Here is an 18921-nt window from a genome sequence, read left to right on the forward strand (position 1 = left end):
TTTTAGGGTCCGTACTAATCGTCCTGCTCTATTCGTCCAGCCAGCTACGCATCATCGATAACAGCTGTCCGCTGTTTACCGGCTTGGTAATATAATCCGAGCAGCCTGCTTCCAGGCACAGCTCCCGGTCCCCTTTCATCGCCTTGGCAGTAAGCGCAAGAATCGGGAGGTCCCTCCACTCCGGCTTCTCCCGGATCGCCCGGGTTGTCTCGTAGCCGTCCATTCCCGGCATCATGATGTCCATCAGGACAATTCCGATATCCGGCGTCTGCTCCAGCAGCGTGATCGCATCCTGCCCGTTCTCCGCAGGGATCACCTTCATCTGATGACGCTCTAGAATAGAGGTAAGCGCAAAGATGTTGCGGATATCATCATCCACGACAAGCACCTTTTTATACTCGATCATCTCATCCGATTGATACAGCTTCACCAGCTTGTCTCTGGAGAGCGGCGGCAGATCCTCTGCCTTGCGGTGCAGGGCGAGGGTGGATTCATCAATCAGCTGGGCATCCGATTTCACCTCTTTGAGCACCGCCATCTTGGCCAGCTCATCCCATTCGGTTTCTTCCTCCGGCGTCAGCTTCCGGTTCATCTGCACCAGCACAGGGATTCTTTTGTTCCTGGCGTTCTTGTACATCTCCCGGAGGAAGCGGATCAGATTCATGTCTGCCAGGCTGCTGTCCAGCACGATCGCATCGAACGTCTTGCTGTTCAACTGGTTCAAGGCTTTGCGCCCGGTCTCTACGGCGGTGAGTGTAAGATCAGGATTGTCCAGCAGCTCGGCTATATGCTTGCGCTCCTGTTCATCCTGGACGGCGACCAGCAGATTAGCCGTGGTGTGATCCGCGAACCGGTTCAGCCGGTCCAGCGCATTCTCCAGCTCCTCATTGGTCACGGGCTTGCGGAAGTAGTCGTAAGCCCCCTTCTGCAGCAGCTGCACCTCGTCTTCATCCACGGTCATTACGCAGACCGGAATATGCCGCACCCCGATATCGTTTTTGAGCTGCTGAAGCACCAGCCAGCCGTCCGTATCTCCGCCAAGATGCAGATCCAGCGTGATGGCCGACGGCTGGTATTTCTGAACCAGCTCCAGGACATCCCAGCCGCTGGTGGCGATAACCGCTTTGATTCCTTTTTTGTGGAGCATCCCCAGAATGATCTCGTTGAACTTCTGGTCATCCTCAACGATCAGGAACACCCGGTCTCCCGGTTCAATCCCATCGCGGTCATCCGCGAAGGGCTCCTCTTCCGGCTTGACAAGGCTGCTTCTGCGTTTGGCCGGGGTAATGTCAATGACCTCCGGAACATGAACCTTCGGAGGCTCCGGTTCAGTGAATTCCGCATCTGTCGGCAGGTACAGGTTAAATACGCTTCCCTTGCCCACTTCGCTGTACAGGCTAATCTCTCCGCCGAGCATCTCGGCGATCTCGCGGGAGATGGCAAGCCCGAGACCCGTTCCGCCGTATTCCCGGTTCGTACTGCCGTCCGCCTGCTGGAACGCTTCGAAGATAATCTGCTGCTTCTCCGCCGGAATGCCGATTCCCGTATCACTTACCGAGAAGCAGATTACGGTGGTGGCCCGCTCAAGCGACTCCTTATCCGGGTGCCACCCGTCAGCCGCTTTGCGGATCTGCAGCATAATCTGCCCCTGCTCGGTGAATTTGAAGGCGTTCGACAGCAGGTTCTTCAGGATTTGCAGCAGACGCTTGGAATCCGTGGCGATGCTGGCCGGTACACCGGGATCAATCTTGATCCGGTAGTCGAGCTTCTTGGCATCCACCATATGGCGGAAAGAACGGTCCAGCCCGTCCGTCAGCTCCGCCAGCGAGACTTCGCTGAAATCCGGCGTGATCGTGCCGGATTCGATTTTGGACAGATCGAGGATATCATTAATCAGGTTCAGCAGTTCCAGCCCGGAATCCTGTATCGTCTTGGCGAACTTCACCTGCAGCTCATGCAGATTCTCATCCGGATTCTCGGCCAGCTGTTCTGCCAGAAGCAGCAAGGAATTGAGCGGCGTGCGCAGCTCATGGGACATGTTAGCCAGGAATTCGGATTTGTACTTGGAGGTAAGGGCAAGCTGCTCCGCCTTCTCCTCCAGGTAACGCTTGGCCACCTCCACCTCATGGTTCTTGCTCTCCACCTCCGCCTTCTGGAGTACGAGCAGCTTCGCCTTATCCTCCAGCTCGTCATTCGTGCTCCGCAGCTCCAGCTGCTGCTTCTGCAGCTCCTCGGTGAGCGACTGGGACTGGATCAGCAGCTCCTCCGTACGCTGGTTCGCCTGCATCGTGTTGATCACACTGCCGATGGATTCCGTAAGCTGATCCAGGAAGGCGATGTCGATATCGCTATAAGGCCGGAAGGTCGCCAGCTCCAGAATCGCCAGCACCTGATCCTCGAAGATGATCGGCAGCAGAATGATATTAAGCGGCGTTGCTTCGCCCAGTGCGGACGAGATCATCACATAGTCGCCCGGAACATTGGTCAGCAAAATCCGCTGCTTCTCAATCAGGCACTGGCCGACCAGCCCCTGCCCCGCCCGGAATTCATTCGCCAGATGCTTGCGGTTCTGATAGGCATAGCTGGCGAACAGCTTCAAGACCGCTTCCCCGCCGGAGGGTTCATTAATGTAGAAGACGCCATGCTGCATCGATACCAGCGGAGCCAGCTCGGACAGGATCATCCGGCTGACTGCATACAGATCACGCTGCCCCTGGAGCATCCGCGAGAACTTGGCCAGATTGGTCTTCAGCCAGTCCTGCTCGGTGTTGATGCGGGTCGTCTCCTTCAGATTACGGATCATCTCGTTGATGTTATCCTTGAGCGTGGCAACCTCCCCGGAGGCGGACACATCAATCGCCCGTGACAGATCGCCGTTAGTCACTGCGGTAGCCACATTGGTGATGGCCCGCACCTGTGTGGTCAGTGTACTCGCCATGTAATTGACGTTGTCCGTCAGATCACGCCAGGTACCTGCGGCCCCCGGCACACTGGCCTGACCGCCCAGCTTCCCTTCGGCTCCAACCTCGCGGGCCACGGTAGTCACCTGATCGGCGAAGGTGGCCAGCGTCTCGATCATGTTATTAATCGTATCCGTCAGCTCGGCAATCTCGCCCTTGGCCTCCACCGTCAGCTTCTGCTTCAGGTTACCGTTCGCCACTGCTGTCACGACCTTGGCGATTCCCCGCACCTGATCGGTCAGATTGGTAGCCATAATATTCACGTTGTCGGTCAGATCCTTCCAGATGCCCCCGACACCGCGCACCTGGGCTTGTCCGCCCAGCTTCCCGTCCGTGCCGACCTCGCTCGCTACACGCGTTACCTCAGAGGCGAACGAATTCAGCTGATCCACCATCGTATTGATCGTGTTCTTCAGCTCAAGCAATTCGCCTTTGACATCCACCGTAATCTTCTTGGATAGATCCCCGTTCGCTACCGCTGTGGTTACACCGGCAATATTGCGCATCTGAATCGTCAGGTTGCTCGCCATGAAGTTGACGGTATCGGTCAGATCCTTCCAGGTGCCGGACACATCCTTCACCTCGGCCTGCGCTCCCAGCTTGCCGTCCGTACCCACCTCGCGCGCTACACGCGTCACCTCGGAGGCGAAGATGGAGAGCTGATCCACCATCGTGTTGATCGTATTTTTCAGCTCCAGAATCTCGCCCTTGACGTCTACGGTGATCTTCTTGGACAGGTCACCCTTGGCTACCGCCGTGGTCACATCTGCAATATTACGCACCTGGTCCGTCAGATTGCGGGCCATGTTATTTACGCCTTCGGTCAAGTCCTTCCAGGTGCCGCCGACTCCCTTCACCTGCGCCTGGCCGCCGAGCTTGCCGTCTGTACCGACCTCGCGCGCTACACGCGTCACCTCGGAGGAGAACATGGAGAGCTGGTCCACCATCGTATTAATCGTATTCTTCAGCTCCAGAATTTCGCCTTGCACATCCGCAGTGATTTTCTTGGACAGGTCCCCGTTCGCCACCGCTGTCGTTACGACCGCGATGTTGCGCACCTGATTCGTCAGGTTGGACGCCATATAGTTCACGCTCTCGGTCAAATCGCGCCAGGTCCCGGCTACGCCCTTCACCTGCGCCTGTCCGCCCAGCATCCCTTCAGTGCCGACCTCACGCGCCACGCGCGTCACCTCGGAGGCGAAGATCGACAGCTGCTCCACCATGGTGTTAATGGTGTTCTTCAGCTCCAGAATCTCGCCGGTCGCATTCACCGTAATCTGCTTGGACAGATCCCCCTTCGCCACTGCAGTCGTCACTTCGGCGATATTGCGCACCTGATCCGTCAGCGTACCAGCCATGAAGTTCACGCTGTCGGTCAGATCCTTCCAGGTGCCGGAGACTCCCTTCACATCGGCCTGTCCGCCGAGAATTCCTTCTGTAGATACCTCGCGCGCCACACGCGTAACCTCGGAGGCGAAATTGCTGAGCTGGTCCACCATGATGTTAATGGTGCTTTTCAGCTCCAGAATCTCGCCCTTCGCATCGACGGTAATCGTCTTCGACAAGTCGCCCTTGGCTACCGCCGTGGTCACTTCCGCGATATTGCGCACCTGATTCGTTAAGTTGGACGCCATATAGTTGACACTTTCGGTCAAATCCCGCCAGGTGCCGGACACGCCCTTCACATCAGCCTGCCCGCCGAGAATCCCTTCCGTACCCACCTCACGCGCCATCCGGGTCACCTCGGAAGCAAAGGTCGATAACTGGTCCACCATGATGTTGATCGTGTTCTTCAGCTCCAAAATTTCACCCTGCACATCGGCGGTAATCTTCTTCGACAGATCGCCGTTGGCCACCGCCGTGGTCACCACCGCGATGTTCCGCACCTGGTTCGTCAGGTTGGACGCCATGTAGTTGACGCTCTCGGTCAAATCCCGCCAGGTGCCGGAGACATCCTTCACATCGGCCTGTCCGCCGAGCTTGCCTTCGGTCCCGACCTCGCGCGCCACCCGGGTCACCTCAGAGGCGAACATGGAGAGCTGGTCCACCATTGTGTTGATCGTATTCTTCAGCTCCATGATTTCGCCGCGTGCATTGACCGTAATCTGCTTCGACAGATCGCCGTTCGCTACGGCTGTGGTCACCGCCGCGATATTGCGCACCTGATCCGTAAGATTCGTCGCCATATAATTCACGCTGTCCGTCAGGTCCTTCCAGGTGCCGGAGACCCCCTTTACATCAGCCTGTCCGCCCAAAATACCTTCGGTACCCACCTCACGCGCTACACGTGTAACCTCGGAAGCGAACGTGCTGAGCTGATTGACCATCCTATTGATATTGCTTGCCGTTCGCTGGAACTCGCCCGTAAGCGGCCGTCCTTCAATCGCCAGCTCCACCTGCTGGGACAGATCGCCCTTGGCTACGGCGTTAATCACCCGGACCATCTCGCTGGTCGGCTGAATCAGGTCAATGACCAGCCCGTTCAAGGAATCAGTAACCGTCTCCCAGGACCCGCCCAGGTTCTTCTGCACGAACCGTCTGGACAGATTCCCTTCCTTGCCGACCACTCTGGCCACCGTCTGAACCTCGTTCACCAGGCTCTCCTGAATCTCCATAATCTCGTTGAACGTATCGGCTACCTTACCGGCGAGCCCTGTCCGGTCATAAGGCATCCGGTGGGAGAAATTGCCCTTCTTCATCGCCATTAAGGCGCTCAGCAGTTCACCTGCGTCTATTCCATCGCCCTGGTTTTCTTTGATTTGGTTGTCATCGCTCATAATATCAACCCTGCCCCTTATTCAGCACGTATTTTTGCTCCAATCCAAGATGCTCACGAACGACAATTGTAAAAACAAACGTAGCCCCGGGCTCCTCCGATGGCTCGACCCGGATGCTTCCGCCCATCAGCTCAACCAGTGCTTTGCTGATCGATAAGCCAAGCCCCGTGCCTTCGAACCTGCGTGTGGTAGAGGCATCGAGCTGGGAGAAGGGCTGGAACAGCTCGCCGATTTTATCCGGGGGAATCCCGATTCCTGTGTCTCTGATCGTGAATTCAAGCGTAAGCTTCTCCGCCGGTCCCTCCTGCTTGTTAACCATTATGTATACACTGCCTGCATGGGTGAACTTCACGGCATTGCCTACGAGATTATTCAGCACCTGGCGGAGGCGGTTCACATCTCCCACCAGATCAGGCGGCACAGCAGGATCAATCTCCACTACCATGTCAAGCTTCCGCTCACGGATCTTAGCAGTGAACAGAGCAATAGTCTCACTCAGGCAGTCCTGCAGAGAGAACGGCGCATCTTCCACCACCAGCTTCCCGGCTTCCAGCTTGGAATAATCGAGAATGGGATTGATCACCGACAGAAGGGCATTGCTGCTCGTGTGGATAATCCCCGCCATCTCACTATATTCCTCCGGCAGATCAGAGGCCAGCAGCAGATCAGACATCCCGATGATCCCGTTCAGCGGCGTGCGGATTTCATGGCTCATCATCGCCAGGAATTCCGATTTCACCTTGGAGGCAACTTCTGCCGCTTCCTTCGCTTCCCGAAGCTCCTGATTCGTCTTCTCCAGCTGCCGCGCCTGCTGCTTCAGCATTTCGCTCTGGAGCTGCAGCGTCTTATTCGCTTCATACATGCTGACATAGCCCTCAATCTTGGACTTGAACAACTGCGGGACGAAGGGCTTCGTCATGTAATCCATCGCACCCACAGAGTAACCTGAGAAGATATCCTCCATCGTCGTACTGTTAGCGGACATGAAAATAATCGGCACCACATGATTCTTCTCCCGGGTACGGATTAGGCGCGCCGTCTCCAGCCCGTCCATATCCGGCATTTGCACATCCATCACAATGACGGCGAATTCCTCCTCCAGCAGACAGCGTAAAGCTTCAATCCCGGAATAGGCCCGAAACAACCGGTAAGGCTCTCCGCGGAGAACGGCCTCAAGGGCAAGCAGATTCTCGGGATGATCGTCTACGAGCAGGATGTTGACCGGAAAATCCATGAGAACCCTCACTTTCCAGCTTGTAGCATGCCTTGCGTTTATATTTCGAAAATATAGCTTATATACCCAAAATTTCAAATAACGAAACCCCATTATTCTTAGTGTGAACTTTCCCTGAGCGCAGATAATCAAAAGAGCAGCGGGGTCTGGTCTGACCTCACTGCTCCGTTTGGATACCGCTTATGTATGTTGTAATTCATGAAGCAAAGGCAGCGTAATCTCAACTATTGTTCCCGTCGGCTGGTTGGTTTTGAACTGTAGAGTCCCCTTATGATTATGGATAATTTTCTTACTGATCATAACACCTAATCCATTCCCTCCGGATTTGGTCGTGAAGAACGGAGCACCGATCTGCTGCAGAAGCTCTACCGGTATGCCCGGCCCGGTGTCGATGATGCGAATAATGGCTGTATGCTCCTCATGTTTCAGCTCCAGCGTAATTTCTGCTCCGTGCGGGCTTGCTTCTATCGCATTTTTCAGCACATTGATGAACACCTGCTTCAGCTTGTTAACCGCGCACCGGACAGGCAGGCTGTCGAGATCCGTGTGCATGACAATTTCGTTATCTGTCATATGCGCCTGCGCATTCAGCAGGACAATCACCTGTCCGAGCAGCCGGACCAGGTTACAGTCTGCCAGCTCGGACGGCATTTCCTTGCCCAGCAGCAGCAGCTCGCTGATGATTGAATTGATCCGATCCACCTCTGACAGGATGATCTCGTGCAACTCCCTGTTCATCTTGGAGCGGGAATACAGCAGCTGGACGAACCCGCGGATGCTGGTCAATGGATTGCGGATTTCATGGGCAATGCCTGCGGACAGCTCACCGATCATGGACAGGCTCTCGCTATACCTCAGGAACTCTTCCGTTTTTTTTCGTTCGGTCATATCGCGGGTAATCGAGATTACCAGCTGGCGGCCATTCAACCTGAATGGCTTCGCACTGATCTCCACCGGAATTTCCCTTCCATCCTTCGTAACCTCAACCCATTCGACGAACATTCCTTCTCCGCTAAGAATGGACCCGAACATCTTATTCACCTCCGGCACCAGAGCTTCTGCGGCAATAGAGCGCGGGGTCTTGTCCAGCAGCTCATGGCGTGTGTAGCCCAGCATCCGGCAGCCCGCTTCGTTCACATCCAGGAACTTCGAAGGCTTGCCCTCCTCATCCTGCTCATAAATGAAAATGGGATCGTTCGCTTCATTAAACAGCTTGTAATATTTCAGCTCTGAGAACTTGATCTCCGTTACATCCCGTAGTACACATACATATGCTGTAATGCGTCCTTCCGGATCTTTGACAGGGGATATGGTTATCTTGACACTGATCAGCTCTCCGTTCCGCTTAATCCGGAAGGTATCGAGGGCAAACAGAGGCATCCCCCGATCGATGAAATTATACATCTGGTTAAGCTCGTCCCTGAGCTCTGGGGGAACATGAGGGAAATCATGGAGGTTCAATTCCTCTGTTGACCAGCCGTACAGCTCCACGAATTTGGAATTGGCGTAGCTCACTTTTTTGTCCATACCCAGAATGTAAATCGGGTCCGGGCTGTGCTCGGCAAAAGAATACAGTGAATAATGCATCATCTGATGAACTGAGAAACGACTCATATATCAGCTCCCGCAGCCAGTTTATTTTTCATTCCATGGTAGCACTTTACCCGTAACTTATCTGTGACAAAAGCAGGCTCAGGTCTGCTGGTAATTCACCGCTGTAATCAGGCACTCCCGGCACAGAAAAGCATAATAAATTCCCTCGTCCTCCGCCACCTGGCCCATATCCGCCTGCGCCGCAAAAGTCATCGTCTGTGCGCAGCAGGGACAGGCCGGATAGTCCGCATCCTGAATCCAGGCCGGATGACCTCCGATCTGCGAGGCCGGTGCCTCCAGAACCCAGTATGCACTCTCATAAGTACCTGCCGGCTGTTCCGACAGCTGCATTACATGCCACGTGTTGAACGCCAATGCTCCTCCAGTATTGTCAGGCAGATATCCAGGAACAACATTATATTCACTCCATGCATACCCGCCCTCCAGATCAGCCTTCATATATACAGTGCCATAACAGTTGCAGTGCATACAGGCTGCAATTCTTAGTCGCTTGCCGGGAAGCTCCATGAACCTAACCTGCGGATGCTGCAAATCATAATCAAATAAAACAGTTAGCGCACCTCCGCACCAAGGACAGGCGTGCGTTCCTGTCTGGAGCATTTGAACAGCCGCCGGAGCACCGGGCGCTTCCAGAGTGTCTTCCCTGCTTACCAGGAAGGGGTAACATTCAGGATGATACAGCTGCCTTTTGTCCCCTCCGGCATCCAGCTCCCAGCCCGCTTCACGGGCATACATCTCGGGAGCTATATATAACGCTGACGCCCACTCCGGCGGGGACTGCCGCCATGCCGATAACAGCCTGACCACCTCTTCATCGCCAATCCAGGCCAGCGCCAGCAGCAGCAGATTACGGTTAGCCGGATCGGACTCCACCTGAGCAATGAGCCGGTCCCTGACCTGCGCGTCAGCATCCTTGAAGAGGATCGCGGGCGCATAATTCCCTGTGTGGAGGAGCATTTCCAGACCCGGCCCAAGCCGTGTATCCGTGAAGCAGAGGAGTGACACCAGCACCGTCTCCGCCTGGTCTATATCCTCTTCTTCTAATAAATGAACGGCGTAGCTCTCCATCCGCCCTCTCTCTTCCTCCGTCAGTCCGTGATACAGCTCCTGTGCGGTCCGGGGGTAGGGGACTTCCTTGATCAGCGGATCAGGCTTCCGCGGGCTGTGCATCATGGTGAGAATTTCAACCGGATCATGGATACCGGCGTACCTGTTCACCTCTTTACGGTTCTGCTCAATATAAGCTTGTCTCTCCTCTGCAAGCTTCCGCTGCTGGCAGGGCATACAGATACCCCCGGTCTTCAGTGCGGTTGCAGGAAGAATGCTTCCCGTGCAGCCCGGGGTCTGACAAGGCAGACGTTCGCTCATATGTTCTCTCTCCCTTCGTGATCAGTACGCAGACTATGATTTTATTAACATTATAAGATAGAGGACTTCCGGGATGCCAGCAGACGGATTCCGCCCTGGCCCTTGACTGTTCGCCCGCCATCTAAGATAATAACAACCTCTGCCGTATATCATGCAGGACAAGACTAACATTGACAGGAAAAGGGGCGGTCGTTATCAACTGGTTAAATGATCTCTACAAATTACAGAAGCAGGAGCCGGCCAAAGACGCCGAGCCTGCTCTGGTCAATGCCATCTTCCGCATGTATGACCGGTTCAAACGGCTCGGTCTCACCGAACGGCTCGGCCAGCAGGATATGTCGCTGGATATTGCCGACGCTTATGTCCATGGCCGAAATGCCATGATTGAAGCCGGAGTCGGTATCGGCAAATCCTTCGCCTACCTGATTCCCGGCCTGCTCATCAACCAGCTCTCCCGGCAGCCGGTCATTATCGCCACCTCGTCCATCCAGCTCTCCGAACAGATCCATAAGGATCTGCGGTTCATCGGCAGCCGGCTCGGCTTCTCCATGGTCCGCTCTGTAGTCGGCAAGGGCATGGGGCAATATGCCTGCCGGTACCGGGCAGCGGACCTGTTCCCGTCCGGGGAGTCCGGCTCACCGCTCACTGTAATGGCAGAACGTATCCTGAATGCAGAAATCAGCGAGCGGGCAGATCTGAAGGGCGGAGTCAGTGATGCCTTATGGTCTAACGTGTGTGTGACAGATTGTAAGTTCGAGCACTGCCACTACAAGCATACCTGCGCCTTCTACGACATGCGGGCCAAGATCAACGCCGGCCCGGGCGAGATGGATATCATCATCGTGAACCAGGACCTGCTGATCCGAGACCTGATCAAGAAAAAGGAAGGGACCAAAGGCCTGATCACCGAGCGGCCTGCTCTGATCGTTATAGATGAAGCACATAATCTTGAGGCCAAGGTCAGGGATGCCCAGACGCTCGAATTCACCTTCCGGCAGATCGCCCGGGTGCTGGAGGATGCCATGCAGCTTCTGTTCAAGCAGTCGGCGGACCGCAGCCTGATGAAGTCCTGCCAATTCGTCCGTCGCTGTGCCAAAGAGTTATTCAGACAGATAGAAGCAGACCTGCTGCACACGGCCAAGCAGGACACTGACCGGATTAAAGTATCGGCGATTACCGGAGTCCCGCTGCAGCAGGCCGTGCAGATTCTGCAGGAGTTCCGCCTCAGTCTCTCGGTCCTGACCTCCCGGCATGAGCGGGAGATTGATAATACCTTCGAAGCGGTTAACGGAATGATTGACCTCTTCCAGGTGCTGGCCGGGACGGAGGACAACTATCTGCTCTGGGCCAGTGAGCCCCGGGGAGAAGCTACCGTCAGCATCTGCCCCAAGGGGATCAGCCAATTCCTGAAATACAGTCTGTTTAGCGGCAAGACCTCTGTCATCCTGACCTCCGCAACCCTCAGCCAGTCCGGCGGTACGCTGGAGGAACAATACGCTTATCTCTCGCGTTCGCTGGGCTACAGAGGGGAGTATATGGAGCGTCAGGCTTCACCGTTCGATTACGACAACCATACGATGATGTATATTGCCAAAGACGTTCCTTACTATAACCACAACAACCGGGAAGCTTATCTGGAAGCGGCGTATAAGGAGCTGCTGCGGCTGTGCAATGTAACGGACGGGCGGACGCTGGTGCTTTTTTCGGCCAAAGAGGATATGAAGTACATTCACAAGAAGCTGAGTGCGGAGAAGCTGAACTGGGCGCTGCATATGCAGCGGGAAGGCTCGTCGCAGGACGGTGTGATCGCTGAGTTCCGGGCGAGTAAGGGCGTGCTGCTGAGTACCGGTGTATTCTGGGAAGGGGTGAATATCGAGGGTGCAGATCTGTCGCATCTGATCGTCTTCCGGCTGCCGTTCCCGGTTCCGGCTGATCCTGTCTACGAATACAAGGCTGCGCAGGCGAAGAATCCGCTCATGGAGGTCTACGTGCCGGACATGCTGCTGCGCTTAAGACAAGGTACCGGGCGCCTGATCCGCAGCGAGACAGACCTCGGTGTACTCAGCATCCTGGATTCCCGCCTGGCGGCCGGAGCCCGTAACCCGTACCGGGAGCAGGTTCTTGCCGCCCTGCCGTTCACCAAGGTGACGGAGGAGTTCGGGGTGCTGGAGAGGTTTGTGCGTGAGAAGGGAATTCATCGGTGATGAGGGACGGAATGGCAGGTTGGAGTGCTGAGACGTATGTGCCTATTGCACTTTGTACATTAGATCGAGCTATAAAACTACCCTTCTAGCCTTTCTACTGTATTATGTACAGCAGAATTTAGAGATTTTGCCCATATTGGGCCTCTCTCCAGTATTCTACTGTACTAAATACAATAGGGACTATTTTTAGAGGTGTTTTATGAATTTCTATTGCACATAGTGCAATCACCATTGGACTACTGGACTACCCGCTCCATTTCTTCACCAGCCAGATCACCACTTCATCAGCTTCCTGATCTCTGACGCCAGTCTATCCGCCGCTTTGCGGTGGGTCACCCGGGAAGGGTGGAAGTCGACGGCGTAGCCGTCCTCTTCGCGCTGCACCTCGAATTTCATCACCGAGATTCTACTGTCACCGGTTTCCCGGACATAGCGGTCCACCGCCTGCTCCAGGATAGGATACAGCCTGTCCCCCATGATCCCGAGCGTACACAGAATGGTCGAATCGGGATTATTCCGTCTGACCATTTGTAGAAAAGCGACATAGTTCTCTGCATAATCCGCCTGCTTGGCAGGGTCATCCTTCGTGTACGAATCGTCGTTGGTCCCCAGATTAATAACGATCAGCTCCGGCGTGAATCTGCTGAAATCCCAAGCTATCTCCTGAGGCAGCAGACTGCCGCCGAACCTCCCTTCAGACTTGCCTACCTTCTCGTAGTAATCGGGCAGAAGATGCGTGGTGAGCTTCTGATCATTTTCTGTATAGCCGGTAATAATGCCGTATCCGCTGTAACACACCATACTGTAATCCGCACCAAGCTGCTCTGCGCTCAGGTAGGCATAAGCCTTCGTTACATTTTCTGTAGCCGTAGAAAAGGTATGCAGCGCTTCTTCATCATCCACACCATACCCGCAGGTAATGGAATCGCCGATGAATTCGATCGTATGCTGCGGAGATGGAGTCGGCTTAATCCCTTCCTCAGCCTGCACCGCGATCTCCGCAATGCCAACCGTTGACATGGCTGCTTCAGACAGCTTCGTTATTCTTACAGTAACCTCTTGCCCGGTGTCGCTTTCAAACACTGTATACGTTTTGCGTAGCTGATCCACCTGATCGTCTATCACCTGCTGGCCGTTAACACTGATTCCAATCCGGGCCAGATTGTTGCCGGTTGCAGCGATATCATCGCCTTGCAGAGTGATCCGGGCCGCCCGGCCGTAGAATGAGAATTCCACCCCGCTCCCGGAAAGAGCCAGCCACAGCACCTCTCCCATCCAGTGGGTCCGTCCGATGAGTCTGACATGATTAGCTGCCGGTTGGTACGTCTGCATCTGGGACATTCCATAACCTTCCTTCTCTCGTTTCTATTCGTAACAGTAGCAAAGGCGCTTTATATTTTCAATGATATGTTAAGATATTAAGTACTTGTTGAGAAAAGGAGGCTATCCATGGACATCCCCAGAGGGACCTATGGCTTTCGCTTTGCCGAAGATAAGGAGCTGCAGCTGTGCGTATTGTTCGCAGCCGGTTATGATTCCGTCTCCGATCCCACATACCGCTGGGACGGGATGGAGCGCAGCGACGGCCCGCTGCTGCTGTTCCAGTACACGCTCTCCGGTGAGGGCGTGTTCGAGTCAGAGAACCGGACCTACCGGGTCCGGGCCGGACAGGCTCTGCTGGCGGAAATCCCGGGACCTCACCGGTATTACTATCCGCCGGATGCGGCAGAGCCCTGGGAGTTCCTGTTCCTCCTGCTGCGCCCAAGCCTGATCCTGCCCCACTGGCGCAGATTCCTGCGCGAAGCGGGCGAGGTGCCCCGGCTGCCCGCAGATTGTGCCCCTGTCCGGCTGGCGCGGATGATTGTAATGGATGCCGGAGCGGGCAGAATCTCCGATCCGCTGATCGCCTCATCCAGCGTCTATCAATTCATGACCGAATTGACCCGAATGCAGACAGCTACGCTACGCGACAGGGACAAATGGTCAGAGAATATTAAGCGCGCCGCTGCATTCATCGAGCAGCATTACCCGCAGATGATCAGCATCGACCAATTGTCGGAGCATGTCTCCCTGTCCAAATATCATCTCATCCGCCGTTTCTCGGCCAGCACCGGCCTGACACCCGGCGCTTATCTGACCCGGGTCCGAACGGAGAAGGCGATGGAACTGCTGCGGGGGACAAGCTTAAGCATTGAAGCTATTGCACAGCAGATCGGCTATTCCAGCGGAAGCTACTTTATCAAGGCCTTCCGCAGCCTGACCGGACTGACACCAGGCGATTTCCGCAGCGGGGGCGAGAGCCTGATCTACCGCCAGCTCTTTTTCGATTAAGCGCAATATAGTGCTATTCCACTTGCAACATTACTATAGATATTGGGTTTCTCCTTGATTATGATGGACTTATGAGGAGCAATAATCCATCTGATAAGGAGATTACACAATGAATCATAAGCTTGCAGCACCTATCCCCCCGCTGGGCTGGAATAGCTGGGACTGCTACGGCGCAGCCGTAACCGAAGCGGAAATCCGCGGCAATGCGGAGTATATGGCCGAGCATCTCAAAGACTACGGCTGGAGCTATATCACCGTTGATATCCAGTGGTATGAGCCTGGTGCCGTGTCCTCCCTGTACCGCCCCTTCGTCCCTCTAATCATGGATGAATACTCCCGGCTGATGCCAGCCGAGAACCGCTTCCCTTCGGCAGCGGGCGGGCAGGGCTTCAAGCCGCTGGCTGACTATGTCCACGGCCTAGGACTGAAGTTCGGTATTCATATTATGCGCGGCATTCCGCGTCAGGCCGCCCATGCAGGCACCGCGATTCTGGGGACGGAGGCAACTGCCCGCGAGATCGCGCACACGAACTCCATCTGTCCATGGAATACAGATATGTACGGTGTCGATGCTTCCAAGGAAGGCGCTCAGGCCTACTATAATTCACTCTTTGAACTGTACGCGCAGTGGGGCGTCGATCTGGTCAAGGTGGATGACATCGCCGCTTCCAGACTATACGATACCCATCAGCCGGAGATTACCCTGATCTCCCGGGCAATCGAGAACTGCGGCCGCCCCATGGTCCTGAGTCTCTCCCCCGGCCCTGCTCCGGTAGAATATGCACAACATTTCATCGAGCATGCCAACATGTGGCGCATCACGGATGACTTCTGGGACCGCTGGGAGCTGCTGCTGGACATGTTCAGCCGCTGCCGCAGCTGGCAGGGCGTCCCGCAGGCCGGCTCCTGGCCGGATTGCGACATGCTGCCGCTCGGCCACATCGGCGTCCGCTCCGTTGACGGCGGCGGGGATGACCGCTGGACGCGCTTCACCCGGGATGAGCAGCTGACGATGATGTCGCTGTGGAGTATTTTCCGTTCGCCGCTGATCTTCGGCGGCGAGCTGCGGGACAATGACGACTGGACCCTGTCGCTGCTCACCAACCGCGAGGTGCTGCGCATGCAGCGCGAGAGCCATGGCGCCAGGGAAGCCCTTCACCACGATGAGCTGATCGTCTGGACCGCTGCTCATGACGACGGCACCCGGTATGCTGCCGTCTTCAACACCAGTAACAGCCCGCTGCCGGTTGACCTGAACCTCGAAGAGATTGGCCTCGACGGCGTGGCCGCAGGTACGGAGCTGTGGAGCCAGACGCCTGCTGAGCTTAGCGGCGGCGTGCTGCAGACCACCGTGCCTCCGCACGGGGTGCGATTATATAGCTTCTCGTAGGAGAAGCTAGGCAGAAATATCAACAGCCTGCGGGAATGGAGTAGTTCCATTCCTGCAGGCTGTTTTTCAAACAATATAGATTAAGAATCTTTCTTGCTCCTCTAAAGACTTAAGCCTTCCCCATCGTGCTGATATCAATCACAAACCGGTAACGCACATCCGAGGCCAGCACACGTTCCCAGGCTTCGTCAATCTGGTCAGCCGAAATCACTTCGATCTCGGAAGCAATCTGATGTTCAGCGCAGAAATCAAGCATCTCCTGTGTCTCGCGGATTCCCCCGATCATCGAACCGGCAAAGGAACGGCGGTGTCCGATCAGCGAGAAGGCATTAACAGCCAAAGGATCAGCAGGCGCACCGACATTCACCAACGTCCCGTCCAGCGCCAGGAGTGACATGAAAGCATTGATATTCACCTGCGCACTGACCGTATTAATGATCAGGTCGAAGGAACCGGCCAGCTGCTTAAATGTCTCCGGATCAGTGGTGGCATAATAATGATTTGCGCCCAATTGCAGGCCGTCTTCCTTCTTCTTCAGGGATTGGGATAACACCGTAACCTCAGCCCCCATGGCATGAGCAATTTTTACTGCCATATGCCCCAGCCCGCCGAGACCCACTACAGCCACCTTTTTGCCGGGAGCAGCTCCCCAGTGGCGCAGTGGTGAGTAAGTAGTGATTCCGGCACACAACAGCGGTGCAGCAGCGTCAAGCGGAAGGCTGTCAGGAATCCGCACCACGAAGTCTTCAGTGACAACGATATGCGTGGAATATCCGCCTTGCGTATAGTGCCCGTGGCGGTCAGTCGCTCCATAGGTTCCCGTGTTTCCCTCCAGGCAATATTGCTCCTCGCCTTGCCGGCAGCTGCTGCACTCTCCGCAGGAATCGACCATACAGCCTACCCCGACACGGTCGCCAACTGCATATTTCGTCACTCCAGAACCGATCTGGCTGACAATACCTGCAATTTCATGCCCCGGAACCAGCGGATATTTCACCGGTCCCCACTCCCCGCGGACGGTATGAATATCGGAATGGCAAATACCGGCGTATTTAATCTCGATCAGAACATCCTGCGGCAGCAGCTCCCGGCGTTCGATCGTAGTCAGCTTGAACGGGCCTTCCTGGCTGAATGCAGCACGTGCGTTAACTTGTATCATAGTGAACCTCTTTTCAATAGAATAGTAGACATCATTCTTTAAGCTTTACAAAGCCTATGATATTCCTTAAAGTTAACTCTAAGTCAAGCCCGAAATATCCAGGACAGGAGAACGATGATGAAGACCTATTCCATAAGCGAAGCGGCAGCGCATTTCAACATGACCCCGTATACCCTGCGTTATTATGACAAAGAGGGCCTGCTCCCTTCTATAGAGAGAACTCCCAGCGGCAAACGCGTATTCAAGCCCTCCGATATGGAGGCCCTGCGGATTATTGAATGCCTGAAGGCCTCCGGGATGCCCATCAAAGAGATTAAGCATTTCATTGAATGGTGCTCCGAAGGAGATTCCACCCTGCAGCGCCGATACGACATGTTCTTGGAGCGGAAGGCTTCCGTAGAAGCGCAGATGGAGGAATTAAGAAAAACGATGGAAGTCATAGACCATAAATGCCACTATTATAAGACTGCCCTGGAAAAGAGTATGGAAGTGGTCCACCAATCCTAACCAGCCGTATGGTTCATCAGCCTCCGCTGCGGTTATCGATACATAGAACGGTTACCGCAGACACATCCTAAGACAGAACCTGCACTTAGAAGGGAGACTGACAGATGAAGGATGATAAAAAAGCACCGCTCGACGGACGCACCGCAGGCGTCCACCCGATTCCGGAGGGCGAACCCAGTCCGGCGGACGGTCAATCGGAAACAGATAAGCTGGATGAGGTCGTAGGCGCCGTGCTGGGGAATGACCCCGAGGTGTCAGCTCCTGGCCTTGCACCAGATCCGGAAGAGAAGAAGCACCGCAAGAATCCATAGCCTTGTGATGAGGCAGTACACAGCCGGGCCGGACAAGAGGATATCTCTTATCCGGCCCGTTTATTTTGTATGCTGATTTTGCCCCCTGCTCCTACTCCTCCAACTCCTTACCACACCCGCGATTCAGCGCTTCACGATAATATAGTGATCCAATGGCAATATCAAAGGCAGCCATTCCCATCGGATTGAACATGACCGCTTCCTCCTTCGGGAATTTCGCCAGCGCGTTGCCGCAGACCACCTCGACGATGGACGCCGTGTCTTCCTTCCGCAGCCCTCTTTGATGATGCATATGTTCAATATCCGTATTCGCACGGCACACTTCATCCCAGTCATCGACAATAATGGCCGAGGTGTAGCTTAAGATCGCCGGGGTGAAATCGCGCAGAGACACGTTCAGCAGCAGACTCTGTTCTTTGGGCTTGCGGTCAATATAACCGGAGCTGGAAATTGTACAAGTGATGAACAGATCAGCCCCTTCGTAGGCTTCCTTCCAGGAATCCACAGGCCGTACCCTTGTCCCAAGCTCTTCCGGGATATGATCCAGAGCACCCGGATTCTGATCAAAGATCCGAACCTCCTCCAGCCGGTCCCCGAGCAGCTGATTCAGCATCGACAGATGGAGCTGACCGATCGGTCCGAACCCGACAATACCGGCAATCATTTTACCGGCAAAAGGGTGTACCTTCTCATATTCCTGAATCATCAGCCCGCTGACCGAAGCCGTGCGAATCCCGGAGATAAGCGGACTGTTGATGATAGCCACAGGCTTCCCGCTGCCGGAATCATTCAGTATCGTCACCGAGTGGGCACGGGGAAGCTGCCTGCCATGGTTACCGGGAAAACTGGCGATCCACTTGATGCCTGCCATCCCGATCTCTCCGCCCACATAAGCGGGCATGGCAATAATCCGGCTGCTTGGATCTTTATCAAAGAGCAGATAGGGTTTAATCGGCTGGGAGAATTCATGCGCTGCCATCACTTGGACAGCACTCCGTATCGTATCCATGCATAGTGCCCAGGGAAGATTCATCTGCTCCAGGTTTGTGGTATTCAGATATAACAT

12 protein-coding genes are annotated in these 18921 nt (G+C 55.1%); 5 read left to right on the forward strand and 7 right to left on the reverse strand.

The genetic code is table 11. The annotated features are described in order from the left end of the window. Nucleotides 1-28 precede the first annotated feature (28 nt). The 4 genes from MKY64_RS19470 to MKY64_RS19485 form a co-directional block, all read right to left on the reverse strand. A complete protein-coding gene (locus MKY64_RS19470) occupies nucleotides 29-5737 on the reverse strand; it encodes a HAMP domain-containing protein (protein ID WP_340955152.1) in 5709 nt (1902 codons plus the stop codon). Nucleotides 5738-5741: 4 nt separating this feature from the next. Then, nucleotides 5742-6971: an ATP-binding protein gene (locus MKY64_RS19475; RefSeq protein ID WP_340955155.1), complete on the reverse strand. Its 1230-nt coding sequence runs from the start codon at nucleotides 6969-6971 to the stop codon at nucleotides 5742-5744. A gap of 180 nt (nucleotides 6972-7151) precedes the next feature. Beyond that, a complete protein-coding gene (locus MKY64_RS19480) occupies nucleotides 7152-8585 on the reverse strand; it encodes a PAS domain S-box protein (RefSeq protein WP_340955156.1) in 1434 nt (477 codons plus the stop codon). 78 nt (nucleotides 8586-8663) lie between these two features. Further along, entirely contained in the window at nucleotides 8664-9953 is a 1290-nt protein-coding gene (locus tag MKY64_RS19485; RefSeq protein WP_340955158.1) for a DUF1963 domain-containing protein, read from the reverse strand. A 170-nt stretch (nucleotides 9954-10123) separates the two neighbouring features. Here MKY64_RS19485 and MKY64_RS19490 point away from each other — a divergent pair, with 170 nt between their 5' ends. Continuing rightward, nucleotides 10124-12157: an ATP-dependent DNA helicase gene (locus tag MKY64_RS19490; protein WP_340955160.1), complete on the forward strand. Its 2034-nt coding sequence runs from the start codon at nucleotides 10124-10126 to the stop codon at nucleotides 12155-12157. A gap of 273 nt (nucleotides 12158-12430) precedes the next feature. Here MKY64_RS19490 and MKY64_RS19495 read toward each other — a convergent pair whose 3' ends face one another. Next, nucleotides 12431-13498 carry an SGNH/GDSL hydrolase family protein gene (locus tag MKY64_RS19495; protein WP_340955163.1) on the reverse strand — a complete coding sequence of 356 codons (1068 nt, stop codon included), beginning with the start codon at nucleotides 13496-13498 and terminating at the stop codon, nucleotides 12431-12433. Nucleotides 13499-13606: 108 nt separating this feature from the next. On the opposite strand from MKY64_RS19495, the gene MKY64_RS19500 reads away from it, so the two are divergent. Next, nucleotides 13607-14488 carry an AraC family transcriptional regulator gene (locus tag MKY64_RS19500; RefSeq protein WP_340955165.1) on the forward strand — a complete coding sequence of 294 codons (882 nt, stop codon included), beginning with the start codon at nucleotides 13607-13609 and terminating at the stop codon, nucleotides 14486-14488. 109 nt (nucleotides 14489-14597) lie between these two features. Next, entirely contained in the window at nucleotides 14598-15878 is a 1281-nt protein-coding gene (locus tag MKY64_RS19505; RefSeq protein ID WP_340955167.1) for a glycoside hydrolase family 27 protein, read from the forward strand. A gap of 109 nt (nucleotides 15879-15987) precedes the next feature. Here the strand turns inward: MKY64_RS19505 and MKY64_RS19510 are convergent, their stop codons facing one another. Beyond that, nucleotides 15988-17037 (reverse strand): NAD(P)-dependent alcohol dehydrogenase, encoded by a 1050-nt coding sequence (locus tag MKY64_RS19510; RefSeq protein ID WP_340955169.1) that lies wholly within the window; start codon nucleotides 17035-17037, stop codon nucleotides 15988-15990. A 117-nt stretch (nucleotides 17038-17154) separates the two neighbouring features. On the opposite strand from MKY64_RS19510, the gene MKY64_RS19515 reads away from it, so the two are divergent. Together MKY64_RS19515 and MKY64_RS19520 are read left to right on the forward strand one after the other, a co-directional pair. After that, the gene (locus tag MKY64_RS19515) at nucleotides 17155-17544 is read left to right on the forward strand and encodes a MerR family transcriptional regulator (RefSeq protein WP_340955171.1); all 390 of its coding nucleotides are present in this window, start codon (nucleotides 17155-17157) and stop codon (nucleotides 17542-17544) included. Nucleotides 17545-17648: 104 nt separating this feature from the next. Next, nucleotides 17649-17855, forward strand: a complete 207-nt coding sequence (locus MKY64_RS19520; RefSeq protein WP_036723873.1) for a hypothetical protein — start codon at nucleotides 17649-17651, stop codon at nucleotides 17853-17855. Between the two features lie 91 nt (nucleotides 17856-17946). Here MKY64_RS19520 and MKY64_RS19525 read toward each other — a convergent pair whose 3' ends face one another. Further along, nucleotides 17947-18921, reverse strand: coding sequence for a 2,3-diaminopropionate biosynthesis protein SbnB (locus MKY64_RS19525; protein WP_340955174.1), 975 nt, complete (start codon nucleotides 18919-18921; stop codon nucleotides 17947-17949).

It is taken from the genome of Paenibacillus sp. FSL R7-0210 (genome assembly GCF_038009085.1).
GTDB classification, from domain to species: Bacteria; Bacillota; Bacilli; order Paenibacillales; family Paenibacillaceae; genus Paenibacillus_AQ; species Paenibacillus_AQ silagei.

Coding starts and splice junctions, on each gene's coding strand:
- MKY64_RS19470 (WP_340955152.1), bottom strand. CDS start 5,737: ATGAGCGATGACAACCAAATCAAAGAAAACCAGGGCGATGGAATAGAC.
- MKY64_RS19475 (WP_340955155.1), bottom strand. CDS start 6,971: ATGGATTTTCCGGTCAACATCCTGCTCGTAGACGATCATCCCGAGAAT.
- MKY64_RS19480 (WP_340955156.1), bottom strand. CDS start 8,585: ATGAGTCGTTTCTCAGTTCATCAGATGATGCATTATTCACTGTATTCT.
- MKY64_RS19485 (WP_340955158.1), bottom strand. CDS start 9,953: ATGAGCGAACGTCTGCCTTGTCAGACCCCGGGCTGCACGGGAAGCATT.
- MKY64_RS19495 (WP_340955163.1), bottom strand. CDS start 13,498: ATGTCCCAGATGCAGACGTACCAACCGGCAGCTAATCATGTCAGACTC.
- MKY64_RS19500 (WP_340955165.1), top strand. CDS start 13,607: ATGGACATCCCCAGAGGGACCTATGGCTTTCGCTTTGCCGAAGATAAG.
- MKY64_RS19505 (WP_340955167.1), top strand. CDS start 14,598: ATGAATCATAAGCTTGCAGCACCTATCCCCCCGCTGGGCTGGAATAGC.
- MKY64_RS19510 (WP_340955169.1), bottom strand. CDS start 17,037: ATGATACAAGTTAACGCACGTGCTGCATTCAGCCAGGAAGGCCCGTTC.
- MKY64_RS19515 (WP_340955171.1), top strand. CDS start 17,155: ATGAAGACCTATTCCATAAGCGAAGCGGCAGCGCATTTCAACATGACC.
- MKY64_RS19520 (WP_036723873.1), top strand. CDS start 17,649: ATGAAGGATGATAAAAAAGCACCGCTCGACGGACGCACCGCAGGCGTC.
- MKY64_RS19525 (WP_340955174.1), bottom strand. CDS start 18,921: ATGTTATATCTGAATACCACAAACCTGGAGCAGATGAATCTTCCCTGG.